The sequence below is a fragment of the Noviherbaspirillum album genome (assembly GCF_035916955.1).
GTDB classification, from domain to species: Bacteria; Pseudomonadota; Gammaproteobacteria; order Burkholderiales; family Burkholderiaceae_D; genus Noviherbaspirillum; species Noviherbaspirillum album.
In genome coordinates this window covers 32,993-45,407 of sequence record NZ_JAWIIV010000008.1, presented here as the reverse complement: position 1 = coordinate 45,407, position 12,415 = coordinate 32,993, and the positions used below count along the sequence as shown (strand labels likewise).

The following is a 12,415-nucleotide window of genomic DNA, read 5'->3' as shown; positions in this document are numbered from 1 at the left end:
CGCCGGCCGCTCGGGAAAGCTTTCGCTGGGGGGCCTGCGGGCGTAGTATCCTTTCCGGAGACACAACATTGTGGAGGCAAGATGAAAGCGGCATTCCTGACCGGCCATGGCGGCAATGAAGTGGTTTCCATCGCCGAACGGCCGGACCCGGTCCGGCGGCCCGGCGAAGTCCTGGTGCGCATGCGCTGGGCCACGCTCAACCGCGTCGACCTGTACATGCGCGACAGCGGCGCCGGCATCACGCACCGGCTGCCGCAGATCCTGGGACTGGACGGCATGGGCATCGTGGAAGAAGTGGATGCCGGGGAGAGGCTGCTCGCGCCCGGGCAGCAGGTGGTGCTGCATCCGGCCATCGGCTGCGGCCGCTGCGAATTCTGCCTGCGCGGCGATATCGTGCTGTGCACTGCGGTCAGCTACCTGGGCGAACACCGCGACGGCACACTGGCGGAATATGTCGCGCTGCCCGCAGCCAACGTCTTTGCCATGCCATCCCATCTCGATCATGCGCAGGCCGCCGCGCTCGGCGTGACCTATCTCACCGCCTGGCGCATGCTGTTTTCCAAGGCGCAGCTCAAGCCCTGGGAAACGGTACTGATTTTCGGCGTGGGCGGCGGCGTGTCGCTGGCGGCGCTGCAACTGGCGAAGATGGCCGGCGCAAAAGCCATCGTCACTTCGCGCGACGACGGCAAGCTCAAGCGCGCACTGGAAGCCGGCGCCGACCACGCGATCAACGCCGGCGAGCAGGATGTCGCCAAGGCGGTGCTCGCGCTGACCGGCGGACGCGGCGTCGATGTCGTGATCGAAAACGTCGGCCAGGCCGCATGGTCGAGCGCGCTCAAGTCGCTGGTGCGCGGCGGACGCCTGGTGACCTGCGGCGCGACCACGGGCGACCAGCCCGGAGCCGACCTGCGCCGGGTATTCATCCGCCAGTTGCAGATCTTCGGATCGACCCTGGGCAGCCTCGGTGAATTCGCCGATCTGCTGCGCTTCGTCGAAAGCAACGCGCTGCAACCCATCGTTTCGGCGCGCTACCGGCTGGATGATATCCATGCCGCGCTGGATCATCTCGAAGCCGGCAGGCAGTTCGGCAAGGTCGCAATCGCGATCGACGGCGGGGAAGGGCCACAGGATTGAAAACCATCGTACCTGGCGGTTACGGCAATTTCGGCGAACGCATCTGCCGGGCGCTTGCGCAGCGGCCCGGGTTCGAACTGGTAGTGTCCGGGCGCGATGCGCAGCGCGCCGCGCGGCGGTCCTGGCACATCGCCGCCGGCAACAACCACGGCCCGGAGATACCCTGCATGGCCGCGATCCTCCTGGCAGAACGCATCGCCGGCGGCAGCCTGGCCGCGTCCGGCGCGCATGTGGCGATGGGCTGGCTGGCGCTGCCGGACTTCATGCCGGAATTCGAACGCTGGGGCATGAAGACGCATATCGCGCACGAGAGGCATGCCGATGGCGCATGAGCGTTTCGAATTCGACATGCCGGCGCCCGCCGAGGTGGTATTCGATGCCTTTCACTACCATTGCTGGCGCCTGCGCTGGGATTCGCTGGTCAGCGATACGCATGTGACCGACGGCGCGCCCTGCCCCTATGTCGGCGCGGTCACCGAGAACACCGGCGGCGGCTGGATGCGCGGACTGGCGATGTCGACCCGCTTCGTGTCATTCGAAAGGCCTCGGCTCGCAGCCGCCGCGATGGTCGGTCGCTCATTTCCATTCCGGAGCTGGGCGGCATCGATGAAGCACCGGCCCGGCCGGGAAGGCCGGTCCGTGATGGTGTACACCTACACCTTCGAGGCGGGGCCGCCTTTCCTCAGATGGCTGATCGAGCCTGTGGTGAAACGCCTGTTCGACCGCCAGACGACGCGGCGCTTCCATCGCCTGCAGGCTTTTCTGGCGGCGCATGCCGACGAGATCGTGCGCTGGCAGCATGCATCCGCAAAGGATGCGGAGCAGGGATGACCTTCAGTCCGGAACGACGGCGGTCACTTCGATCTCGACCCGGGCCTGGTCTTCGACCAGCGCGGTGACCTGCACCGCCGTCATCGCCGGATAATGGCGCCCGATGATGTCGCGGTAGGCTTCGCCGATTTCCTTGTAGGCGCCGACGTATTCCTGCTTGTCCACCACATACCAGGTCATGCGCACGATATGCTCCGGCTTGGCATCGGCTTCGCGCAGGACATCGACCACATTCTGCAGCGCCTGGCGCACCTGGCCGGCGAAGTCCGCGGTCTGGAAGCGGCATTCCTTGTCCCATCCGATCATGCCGCTGACAAACACCATCTTGCCCCTGGCGGCGATGCCGTTCGCATAACCTTTCGGGCGCGCCCAGTCCGGTGGTTGCAGGATGTTCATGCTGTTCCTTTCTGTTCTTGATTGTCATCTGCGGCTGCTACCAGGAAGCGGGAAGCCTTCCTGGCGAATTCCGGCGGCAGCGGTATCGCGCGACGTTCGCGCAAGTCCATGGCGGCCAGCACGAGTTTCGCGCGAACGCGTTCGCCGTCGTCGGGGCCGCACAGCTGTATCGCGACATGCAGCGAGCTTCCGCCGATCCTGCGCACCTGCAGGCGGGCCTGGAGGACTTCGCCCAGTTCGCTCGGCGCGACGAAGTCGGTCTCCAGGTGCACGGTCGGCACGCCCCAATGCTGTGCCAGGTGCATGTCGCGGAAGCCGACGCCGAGCTCCTGCGCGCACCAGTCTTCCACCAGGTTGTTGAACATTTCGAAATAGCGGGGATAAAACACGATGCCGGCGGGGTCGCAGTCGCCAAAACGCACCGGTATATACCTGCGGAAGCTCTCGCCGCCAGGCATGCCGTTCATCATGCCGCCGCCTTTGCATTGCTGTTTGCAGCCTGGCGCAGCAGTTCGCGCGCGATGATGAGCTGCTGGACTTCGGTCGCGCCCTCGTAGATGCGCAGCGCGCGGATCTCGCGATACAGGCGCTCGACCGGCTGTTCGCTGACCACGCCCAGCCCGCCGAACATCTGCACCGCCGCGTCGATCACCTGCTGAGCGGTTTCGGTCGCCGTCATCTTCGCCATGGCCGCTTCCTTGGTGACGCGCTCGCCCTGGTCGCGCTGCCAGGCGGCACGGTAGGTGAGCAGCGCCGCCGCATCGATGCCGGTGGCCATCTGCGCCAGCTTGGCCTGGGTGAGCTGGAAATCCGCAAGCACCTGGCCGAACATGCTGCGCGTGCCGGCGCGGTGCAGGGCTTCGTCGAGCGCGCGCCGGGCGAAGCCGAGCGCGGCCGCGGCGACCGAGGTGCGGAAAATGTCGAGCGTGGCCATGGCCACCTTGAAACCCTCGCCGGCCGCGCCCAGCCGGCTCGACGCCGGAATGCGGCAATCGGCGAAGCGCAGCCGCGCCAGCGGATGCGGCGCGATCACGTCGATGCGCTCGGCGATTTCCAGCCCCGGCGCATCGGCATCGACGATGAATGCGGAAATACCGCGCGCGCCGGGCGCCTCGCCGGTGCGGGCGAAGACCACATAGAAATCGGCGATGCCGCCGTTCGAGATCCAGGTCTTTTCTCCGCGCAGCACGTAGCCGTCTCCTTCCTGCTCAGCCGCGCATTGCATGGAGGCGACGTCGGACCCGGCATCCGGCTCGGACAGGGCGAATGCGGCGATCGCTTCGCCGGCGGCGACCCGCGGCAGATAGCGGCGCTTCTGCGCATCGCTGCCGTGCAGCGTGATTGCGCCCGAGCCCAGGCCCTGCATGGCGAAGGCGAAGTCGGCGAGGCCGGAATGACGCGCCAGCGTTTCGCGGATCAGGCATATGGCGCGAGTGTCGATGGCTTCGCCGGCGCCGCCGAATGCCGTTCCGCCGACCGCATGCCGCAGCCATCCGCCGGCGCCGAGGCTGCGCACCAGCGCGCGGCAGGCGGCATCCACATCGGCTTCATGCTGCTGGGCGACGTGTTCGCTCGCCCAGCTATCGAGCGAGGCTTCGAGCTCGCGGTGGCGGCCGTCGAGGAAAGGCCAGTTCAGGTAGCTTTTATCGGACATGTGTTTTCCTGTTTTCGATCTTCAATCGCCTTCGAATTCCGGCTTCTGCTTGGCGACGAAGGCATGATAGGCGCGGTGGAAATCGTTGGTCGCCATGCAGATGGCCTGGGCCTGGGCTTCCGCCTCGATCGCCTCGTCCACGCCCATGTTCCATTCCTGGTGCAGCATTTTCTTGGTCATGCCGTGCGCGAAGGTCGGGCCGCCTGCAAGCTGGGCGGCAAGCTGCTGCGCTTCGGCGAGCACCGCTTCAGGCGCGACGAGACGGTTGAAGAAGCCCCAGCGTTCCGCCTCCTCGCCGCCCATGGCGCGGCCGGTGTACAGCAGCTCCGACGCGCGGCCCTGTCCGATGATGCGCGGCAGGATCGCGCAGGCGCCCATGTCGCAGCCGGCCAGACCGACCCGGGTGAACAGGAATGCGGTCTTGCTGCGCGCCGTGCCGAAGCGCATGTCGGACGCCAGCGCGAGGATGGCGCCGGCGCCGGCGCAGATGCCGTCGATGGCGGCGACGATGGGCTGCGGGCAGGCGCGCATTGCCTTCACCAGGTCGCCGGTCATGCGGGTGAAGGTGAGCAGGCCGGGCATGTCGAGCTTGGTGAGCGGGCCGATGATGTCATGCACGTCGCCGCCCGAGCAGAAGTTCTCGCCGGCGCCGGCGATGACGACGGCCTTGATGTCGTCGGCATGCGCCAGCTCGCGGAACAGGTCGCGCAGTTCGGCATAGGATTCGAAGGTCAGCGGATTCTTCCGCTCGGGGCGATTCAGCGTCAGCGTCGCGACGCCTTCCCTCACCTCGAAGCGGAAGTGCCGCGCCGCATAGGCGGCCAGCGACTTGCGGTTGCCGGGCAGTTGTTGTGGTTCTCCTTGCAGGTAGCGCATGTTGGTTCCCCTGTTTCCTTGCTATTCATGGTTCTCGGCCGCAGGGCCGTTCAGATGGTGCTTGATCTTCGACAGCAGGTCGATCAGCGCGCCTTTCTCGCCGGCGCTCAGGCCGCCCAGCATTTCCTCGATCCAGCCCTCATGCACGGCCGCCATGCGGCGGAAGGCGCGGCGCCCGGCCGGCGTGAGCTTGACGCTGAAGGCGCGCCGGTCGTTCGGGTCCGGCACGCGCACCACCAGCTTTTCCTGTTCCAGCTGGTCGGTGATGCCGGTGATGTTGCCGCCGGTGACCATCATCCGCTTCGACAGTTCGCCCATGCGCAAGCCGTCGGGATGGCGCTCCAGCTGCGCCATCAGGTCGAAGCGCGGCAGGGTGATGCCGAATTCGCTGCGCAGCCTAGAGCGTATGCGGTCTTCGACCAGCACCGTGCAGGACAGCATGCGCAGCCACAGCCGCAGCGACTGGTGATGGTCCTCGTGGTGGTCCTTATCGAGCCGGCTTTCCAGGTCAAAAACCTGCGCCGATTCGTGTTCGGCTTGTTGTTCCGCTTGTCGTTCCGCTTGCTGCGCCTGCACGGCGATGGTGCTGATGGATTTGCGTGACATCGATGTTTCCTTACATGACTTCGCCGCCGGCCACCGCGATGGCTTGGCCGTTCATCGCCGCCGATTGCGGCAGGCACAGCCAGACCACGGCGTTGGCAACTTCTTCCGGAGCCACCAGCCTCTTCTGCGGATTGCCGGCCGCCAGTTCGGCGCGCGCCTGTTCCGCGCTGCGCGCCGTCTTCTGCACGATATTGGCCACCGTCTCCCTGACCATGTCGGTATCGGTATAGCCGGGGCAGACCGCGTTCACCGTGACGCCCTTGGCGGCAAGCTCCAGCGCCAGCGCGCGTGTCAGGCCGATTACGCCATGCTTGGCCGCGCAGTAGGCCGACACATAGGCATAGCCGGTAAGGCCCGCGGTGCTGGCGACATTGACGATACGTCCCCATCCCTTGTCGAGCATGCCGGGCAATGCAGCCTGCGTGCAATGGAAAGTGCCTTCGAGATTGACCGAAAGCATGTCGCGCCAGAGCTTCGCATCGGTCTTGAGGAAGGGCGCGGAATGCGCCTGCCCTGCATTGTTGACCAGGATGTCTATCGCGCCGCGCGCCGCCGCGTCGGTGAATGCCGCACTGACGGCATCGGGGTCTGCGACGTCGGCGGTGAAGCAGGCGACTTCTCCAAGTGCCGACATTTCCCGCGCCGCCGCTTCCAGCGTCGACCTGTCGCGGCCCAGCAGGCTGACGGCGGCGCCCTGCTCCAGCAAGGCCCGGGCGATCGCGGCGCCGATGCCGCGCCCGCCGCCGGTCACCAGCGCATGCCTGCCGCTCAGCGGACGTTCGCCGGCAGTCATGCACCCTCCATCAGCCGGGCTGCGATCTGCTGCGGCGTCAGGCCGCTGCTGGCGGCCGCCATCTGCCGCTCGCGTTCGAGATTGCGTTCCAGCTGAATCTTCGCGGGGCGGTATGGCTTCGGCCATTCGATGCCGGTATAGCCGATCTTCGCGGCTTCATTGAGCGTCCAGGCCGGGTTCGCCAGGTGCGGGCGCGCGATTGCGCACAGGTCGGCGCGGCCGGCGGCAATGATGCTGTTGGCATGGTCGGCTTCATAGATCGCGCCCACCGCGATTGTGGGAATGCCAACCTCGTTGCGGATGCGGTCCGAGAACGGCGTCTGGAACATGCGCCCGAAGACGGGCTGCTCCTGCTTGGATACCTGTCCCGACGAGCAGTCGATCATGTCGGCGCCGGCTTCCTTGAACAGCCTGGCGATCTGCACCGCGTCGGCCGGCGTGATGCCGCCTTCCACCCAGTCGTGCGCCGAGATGCGCACGCTGATCGGCCTGTCCTCCGGCCACACCGCGCGGATGGCGGCGAACACCTCCAGCGGGAAGCGGCAGCGGTTTTCGAGCGTGCCGCCAAAGTCATCGGTGCGCCTGTTGGTCAGGGGTGAAATGAAGCTCGACAACAGGTAGCCATGCGCGCAGTGCAGTTCCAGCCAGTCGAAGCCGGCCTCCGCCGCCGCCTGCGTGGCGCGCACGAAATCGGCGGTGATGCGTTCCATGTCGTCGCGCGTGGCGGCGCGCGCCCGCTGCGACACGCCTTCGATGTATTGCTGTTCCGAGGCGGCGACCAGCGGCCAGTTGCCTTCGTCGAGCGGCAGGTCGATGCCGTCCCAGCCGAGCCGGGTCGATCCCTTGGGGCCGGCATGGCCAAGCTGCAGCGCGATCCTGGCGTCGGTGCTCTGGTGCACGAAATCGACGATGCGCTTCCAGGCCGCCGTATGCTCGGGCGCATACAGTCCGGGGCAGCCCGGCGTGATGCGGGCATCGGCCGAGACGCAGGTCATTTCCGCGAACACCATGCCTGCGCCGCCCATGGCACGGCTGCCGAGGTGCACCAGGTGATAGTCGCCCACGGTGCCGTCCACGGCCGAGTACTGCGCCATCGGCGACACGACGATGCGGTTCTTCAGCACCGCGCCGCGCAGGCGGTACGGCGTGAGCATGGGGGGAATGCTCTTGCCGTCGGCCGGCGCGGCATAGTCGATACCGGCCTGCTCGAAGGCGCGCCGCGCGATCCAGTCTTCATAGCGTCGCACATAGTCGGGATCTCGCAGCCGCAAATTCTCATGCGAGATACGCTGGCTGCGGGTGAGCATCGAGTAGGCAAACTGCTCGGCATCGAGCCGCGAATAGCGGTCCACGTTCTCGAACCACTCCATGGAATTGCGGGCGGCGTTCTGTATCTTCAGTACTTCGACCGAGCGCAGCTGCTGGTAGCGCTCCAGCACCTGCTCCAGCGTTGCTTCGCCATCCTTGCCATGCTGGCGGAAGCAGTTCGCCAGTTCGATCGCGTCTTCCAGCGCCAGCTTGGTGCCGGAGCCGATCGAGAAATGCGCGGTATGCGCGGCGTCGCCCATCAGCACCACGGGAACGCGCCTGCCGTTCACTTCGTTCCATTGCACCCAGGTGTTGCAGACCACGCGCGGGAAATTGATCCAGATGGCGGAGCCGCGCAGATGCTTGGCATTGCTCAACAGCGGATGTCCGTCGAGGTAGCGGGCGAAGAGCTTTTCGCAGAAAGCAATTCCCTCCTCCTGGCTCATCCTGTCCAGGCCGGCCTTCTTCCACGTGTCTTCCGGCGTCTCGACGATGAAGGTCGAGGTATCGCCGTCGAACTGGTAGATGTGCGCCTGGAACCAGCCATGCTCGGTCTGTTCGAAGGCGAAGGTGAACGCGTCGTACATCTTCTTCGTGCCCAGCCAGACGAAGCGGCAGTTGCGCGTCTCGACCTCGGGCCGGAAAGTCTCGGCATAGCGGTTGCGGATGCGGCTGTTGAGCCCGTCGCTGGCGATCACCAGGTCGGCGTCGTAGGCGGCGGCGATCGCCTGGTCGTCGGCGACGTCGTTCTCGAAGACCAGCCGCACGCCGAGCTGTTCGCAGCGCTCCTGCAGGATGTTGAGCAGGCGCTTGCGGCCGATGCCGCAGAAGCCGTGGCCGCCGGAACGGATGGTCTTGCCCTTGTAATTGACCTCGATGTCATCCCAGTGATTGAAGGACTGCAGTATGGTGCGCGCGGTGTCTTCGTCGGCCGCAGTCAGGTTGCCGAGGGTCTGGTCGGAAAACACCACGCCCCAGCCGAAGGTATCGTAGGCGCGGTTGCGTTCTATCACCGTGATCTCATGCCGCGGATCCTTCTTCTTCATCAGCAGGCCGAAATACAGTCCGGCGGGTCCGCCGCCGATGCAAACTATCTTCATGGGTCTTCCTCCTTTGCCGCCCGGTTGACCGGATTGCAGCCGTGTCTTGCAGTTTGCTCTCAGTTGGTTTCCTGGCGCAGCTTGAAGCGTTGCAGCTTTCCGGTTTCGGTGCGCGGCAGGGCATCACGGTATTCGATGGCACGCGGATATTTGTACGGCGCAATGCTTTGCTTTACATGATCCTGCAGCTGCCGCGTAAGTTCGGCCGACTGCACATTGCCTGGCCTGAGCACGACATAGGCCTTCACGATCTGGCCGCGCTCCTCGTCCGCCGCGCCAATGACCGCGCATTCGGCAACGGCGGGATGTTTCAGAAGCGCATCTTCCACTTCGGGACCGGCGATGTTGTAACCGGCCGAGATGATCATGTCGTCGGTGCGCGCCCGGTACCAGAAATAACCGTCTGCATCCATCTCGAAGGCATCGCCGGTGAGGTTCCAGCCGTGCTGCACATAGTCGGCCTGGCGCGGGTCCGACAGGTAGCGGCAGCCGGTAGGGCCTCTTACCGCGAGCCGGCCTACCGCACCGGGACCCAAGGGGCGGCCTTCATCGTCGAGCACGCAGGCCTGGTACCCCGGAACCGGCTTGCCGACCGCTCCCGGGCGGATGTCCGCGCCGGCGGCGGAAATGAAGATGTGCAGCATCTCCGTCGAACCGATGCCGTCGATCATCTCGATGCCGGTAGCGCGCTGCCAGGCATCCCGCGTTGCGGTGGGCAGGGCTTCGCCGGCGGAAACGGATTTCTTCAGGCTGGAAATGTCGTAGCGGTCCGCGAACCCGATCATCTGTCGATAGAAGGTTGGCGCGGTGAAGCATACGGTGGTGCGGAATTCCTGCACCGCCTGCATCAGTGTCTCCGGCGTCAGCTTTTCGAGCAGCACGGCGGTGGCGCCTGCGCGCAGCGGAAACAGCAGCAGGCCGCCGAGGCCGAAGGTGAACGCCAGCGGCGGCGTGCCTATGAATACGTCATCCGGCTGCACCTGCAGGATGGATTTCGGAAAGCAGTCGCAGGCGGCAAGAATGTCGCGGTGAAAATGCATCGTACCCTTCGGCTTGCCGGTGGTGCCCGAGGTGAAGGCAATCAGGCAGACGTCCTCCGCGGAGGTTTCGGCCGCCGCGAAATTGCCGGACCTCGATTCCATCAGCCGTTCCAGCCCGTCCTGCGCATTGCCGCCAAAATACACCACCTGCTTGAGGATGTCGCCTTGCTCGCGCGCTTTTTCCATTTCCTCACGCAGCCCGTCCGCACACAATGCGGCGCCGATGCGCGCTTTCTCGATGATGACGGCCAGCTCCGGCGCGCGCAGCAGCGGCATGGTCGGCACCGCGATGCATCCCGCCTTCCATACCGCAAGTATCGATGCCGCCATCATCGGCTGATTTGCGCCACGCAGCAGGACGCGGCTGCCGGGCACCAGCTTCATGTCCTCGGCCAGCACGCCTGCGATGCGGTTGACCTTGTCGGCCAGTTCGGCATAGGTCCAGGTTTCCGAACGGCTGCGCACGGCGGGCTTGCCGCCCAGACCTGCGGCAACGGCCTTGTCCAGCAACTCGGTAGCGCAGTTGAGTTGCGCCGGATAATGAAGTGCGGGCAATTCAAACAGGAACTGGGGCCATTGCTCCTTCGGCGGAAGGCTGTCCACGGCAAAACTGTCCGTCTGCTTGGTGTGCTTCATGTGCGCTCCTCATGGTCAGCATGGTGCGGGGCCGGCGCCCTCTTCGTGGCAACCGCAATATACTTTAACTCTAAACTATTTTGGCTTCAAGTTTTATTGATCGTTTCCCGGACAGTTGATTTTGGTCAATAGATTGCCGGGGTGCCGCAGTCAACTGGCTTGCCGTATTGCTTCCGGGGTGCGCGGCGTACAAATGAAAACACGCGGCACATGGCCGCGTGTTTTCATTTGATTACTCCTGCTATTCCAGTGTCCCAGGCGATGGGATCCGCGTATCGCGTCCGCCTCTCAGGCCAGCTTCGCGTCGCGTATTTCTATCCCCTTCAGCGTGCGCCCTTTTTTCTGCATCAGGCTGTCCAGCGTGACTTCATCCAGCACGCCGAGGAAGGCGTCGGTGGCGCGGGAAAGCACACCCTTCAGGCCGCAGCCGCTCGCGTAGGCGCATCCCTGGTCTTCGATATCGAAACAGGCGGCCATGTAGAAATCCGTTTCGGTCTGGCGTACCACGTCGCCGATCCGGATGTCCTTGGGATTCTTGCCCAGGCGCAGGCCGCCGCTCCTGCCGCGCACGGTTTCGATGAAGCCTTGCACGCCGAGCTGGTGGACGACCTTGGTCAGATGATTTTTTGCTATGCCGTGGGTGTCGGCAATGTCGCTGATCGTGACCAGATGATCTGGATTGGCGGCCAGGTGCATCAGTGTTCGGAGCGCATAGTCGGTGTAGCTGGTCAGTCGCATTTGGGGCCGCCTGTTCGTACAATAAGACGCATGTATTTTACAGCTTTATGCCGGCATCGAGGCATCTCAGGCACCCTGCATTTCAGCCTTCGCGCCCGTCGATGCGTGCAGCGAACAGGTAGGGACCGTACAGAGCAAGATACAGCCCGAACGCCGCGCTCCAGCATATGGCCGCCGTGACCAGTGCCACCATCCCGCTGCCGTCCATGCCGAGTGCCGCAATCAGGCGCGCGACCGCACCCGCCTGTATCAGCAGGTACATCGCAATCTCGACGCGTCCAGCCTTCAGCGGACGTCCGGTGTGGCCGAGCGCGGTGCGGGTGATCATGCCGATGATCAGCCCGGCCATCGATCCCACGGCCAGCGCATGCAGCGCCGCGCTTTCCGGCACCGCGCCAAGTGCATGCAGCGCCATCAGCGCGAAGCCGATCGGAATCCAGCCGTAGGAAAGATGCAGAATCCACAACAGCGGCTGGCGCAGGCTGGCAAGCGGCTTCCAGCCGATCAGGCGAGTGGCCTGCGCAACCGCGGCGGCGGCGGCCAGCGCCGCCATCAGCGGCGCCGGCAGATCGGCGTCAAAACCGAATGCGGCGGCAACGGTCGCGCCCATCACGATGCGGTCGCGCCTGGCATTGATCACCGGTTCGGTGCCGGGCGCGCCATTCCTGGTGAACATCGGAATCACCCGGCCGCCGATAATCGCTTCGATGACAACGATGACCAGGATACCGGCCTTGACGAACTCCAGCGGCGACCGGCTTATCCATGCCAGCGCCGCGGCATGGTAGCCCGCGTTGGCTGCCGTCAACAGGCCGAGCAGTACGATGAGCATCATGTTGCGCTTGTTGCCGGCGCGCCGCAGCACCTGGTACAGCGGGAAGGCGGCGGCAGGCAGAAAGGCGAGATCGATCAGCGCCGCCGATGCGCCGCTGCCAAACAGCATCGCCGCACGTCCCGCCAGCCACAGCGCGCAGATCGCGGCCAGCGTGCTGCCGCGCGGCGTCCACAGCCCGGTCCAGTTGCGGCCTGCGGTGTACATGAATCCGATGATGACGGCGACGGCGAATCCGAACACCATTTCATGGGCATGCCAGCCCACCGTGATGTTGGACGACAGCCGGAGCCAGCCGTACAGATGGGCGATCCAGAGCGGCACGCTCAGCGCTGCAAAGGCCGCGCCGAGCAGGTAGAAAGGACGAAAGCCGAGCCGCAGCAGCGGCCTTCCCGAGGCCTGCGGTTCGCGGCTTCCGAGGACGCCGTCCTCGATGATGATCAGTGCCATGTCACTCCCTTTTAAGATGCT

At 65.2% G+C, this 12,415-nt stretch carries 13 protein-coding genes; 3 read left to right on the top strand and 10 right to left on the bottom strand.

Annotated elements, in window-relative coordinates; all coding sequences use genetic code 11:
- The first annotated feature begins 81 nt into the window (after positions 1–81).
- The 3 genes from RY831_RS11485 to RY831_RS11475 are packed head-to-tail and all read left to right on the top strand — an operon-like array spanning position 82 to position 1,965.
- Positions 82–1,134: a zinc-binding dehydrogenase gene (locus RY831_RS11485; RefSeq protein WP_326506481.1), complete on the top strand. Its 1,053-nt coding sequence runs from the start codon at positions 82–84 to the stop codon at positions 1,132–1,134.
- Complete coding sequence (locus RY831_RS11480) at positions 1,131–1,466, top strand: saccharopine dehydrogenase family protein (RefSeq protein ID WP_326506480.1); 336 nt, start codon at positions 1,131–1,133, stop codon at positions 1,464–1,466. The genes RY831_RS11485 and RY831_RS11480 overlap by 4 nt, the downstream gene beginning before the upstream one ends.
- Positions 1,450–1,965, top strand: a complete 516-nt coding sequence (locus RY831_RS11475; RefSeq protein ID WP_326506479.1) for an SRPBCC family protein — start codon at positions 1,450–1,452, stop codon at positions 1,963–1,965. The genes RY831_RS11480 and RY831_RS11475 overlap by 17 nt, the downstream gene beginning before the upstream one ends.
- 3 nt (positions 1,966–1,968) lie before the next feature.
- Here the strand turns inward: RY831_RS11475 and RY831_RS11470 are convergent, their stop codons facing one another.
- From RY831_RS11470 to RY831_RS11425, 10 genes are all read right to left on the bottom strand, one after another.
- Positions 1,969–2,361, bottom strand: a complete 393-nt coding sequence (locus RY831_RS11470; protein ID WP_326506478.1) for a RidA family protein — start codon at positions 2,359–2,361, stop codon at positions 1,969–1,971.
- The gene (locus RY831_RS11465) at positions 2,358–2,831 is read right to left on the bottom strand and encodes an acyl-CoA thioesterase (RefSeq protein ID WP_326506477.1); all 474 of its coding nucleotides are present in this window, start codon (positions 2,829–2,831) and stop codon (positions 2,358–2,360) included. Before RY831_RS11465 ends, RY831_RS11470 begins: the two co-directional genes overlap by 4 nt.
- Entirely contained in the window at positions 2,828–4,015 is a 1,188-nt protein-coding gene (locus tag RY831_RS11460; protein WP_326506476.1) for an acyl-CoA dehydrogenase family protein, read from the bottom strand. Before RY831_RS11460 ends, RY831_RS11465 begins: the two co-directional genes overlap by 4 nt.
- A gap of 21 nt (positions 4,016–4,036) precedes the next feature.
- Positions 4,037–4,891, bottom strand: coding sequence for an enoyl-CoA hydratase family protein (locus RY831_RS11455; protein ID WP_326506475.1), 855 nt, complete (start codon positions 4,889–4,891; stop codon positions 4,037–4,039).
- A 21-nt stretch (positions 4,892–4,912) separates the two neighbouring features.
- Positions 4,913–5,497: a MarR family winged helix-turn-helix transcriptional regulator gene (locus tag RY831_RS11450; protein WP_326506474.1), complete on the bottom strand. Its 585-nt coding sequence runs from the start codon at positions 5,495–5,497 to the stop codon at positions 4,913–4,915.
- 10 nt (positions 5,498–5,507) lie between these two features.
- Positions 5,508–6,290 carry an SDR family NAD(P)-dependent oxidoreductase gene (locus RY831_RS11445; protein WP_326506473.1) on the bottom strand — a complete coding sequence of 261 codons (783 nt, stop codon included), beginning with the start codon at positions 6,288–6,290 and terminating at the stop codon, positions 5,508–5,510.
- On the bottom strand, positions 6,287–8,698 hold the full coding sequence (locus RY831_RS11440; RefSeq protein WP_326506472.1) for a bifunctional salicylyl-CoA 5-hydroxylase/oxidoreductase: 2,412 nt from the start codon (positions 8,696–8,698) through the stop codon (positions 6,287–6,289). Before RY831_RS11440 ends, RY831_RS11445 begins: the two co-directional genes overlap by 4 nt.
- A gap of 59 nt (positions 8,699–8,757) precedes the next feature.
- Positions 8,758–10,374 (bottom strand): AMP-binding protein, encoded by a 1,617-nt coding sequence (locus RY831_RS11435; RefSeq protein ID WP_326506471.1) that lies wholly within the window; start codon positions 10,372–10,374, stop codon positions 8,758–8,760.
- A gap of 288 nt (positions 10,375–10,662) precedes the next feature.
- Complete coding sequence (locus RY831_RS11430; RefSeq protein WP_326506470.1) at positions 10,663–11,112, bottom strand: RrF2 family transcriptional regulator; 450 nt, start codon at positions 11,110–11,112, stop codon at positions 10,663–10,665.
- 82 nt (positions 11,113–11,194) lie between these two features.
- A complete protein-coding gene (locus tag RY831_RS11425) occupies positions 11,195–12,394 on the bottom strand; it encodes an NnrS family protein (protein ID WP_326506469.1) in 1,200 nt (399 codons plus the stop codon).
- Between the last annotated feature and the right edge of the window lie 21 nt (positions 12,395–12,415).